The sequence below is a fragment of the Rhodobium orientis genome (assembly GCF_003258835.1).
Lineage (GTDB): Bacteria > Pseudomonadota > Alphaproteobacteria > Rhizobiales > Rhodobiaceae > Rhodobium > Rhodobium orientis.
On the sequence record NZ_NPEV01000121.1, the window covers coordinates 1 to 524 of the forward strand.

Genomic DNA, 524 nt, shown 5'->3' on the forward strand with positions numbered 1-524 from the left:
TCGAGCGTCAGGCTCAGCGTGTCGGCGTCCGAGGCGGTGATGGCCACGGACTGCGCCGTCGCGCCGTCGAGCGAGACGTCGAAGTCGAGCGTGCCGGCGTAGCTGTCGTCGGCGGCGCTGTCGAAGTCGAGAGCGGAGAAGCCGCTGCCGGTGAAGGTACCGGTGGCCTCGGTCAGCGCGATATCGACCGCGGTAGACCCAATGGCGCCGTCAGACAGCGACAGGGTTTCGGTGCCGGCCGGCGTGTCACCGACGTCGACCGTGAAGGAGGTCTTTTCGAAAGACTTGTCCTGGCGGGCCTGACGCAGGGTCGACTGCATGGATTCCAGCGTGTTGGTCATGCTGGTGAGGCCGTTGTCGGCGGCTTCAAGGGTCTTCATGCCGTTCGACATGGAGTCCAACAGGCTCGACAGGTCACTGGCGCGGTTGTTGAGCGACTGCGACGTGAAGAAGTTGGTCGGATTGTCGAGGGCGGAGTTGACCTTCTTGCCGGTGGCCAGACGGCTCTGCGTGGTCGCCATCAT

Annotated in this window: 1 protein-coding gene; it reads right to left on the minus strand. The window is 64.7% G+C overall.

Translation table 11 applies throughout. The features are described 5' to 3' along the window. The coding region (locus CH339_RS23630; RefSeq protein ID WP_497847419.1) for a flagellin N-terminal helical domain-containing protein at window positions 1-524 on the minus strand (524 nt) is incomplete at both ends.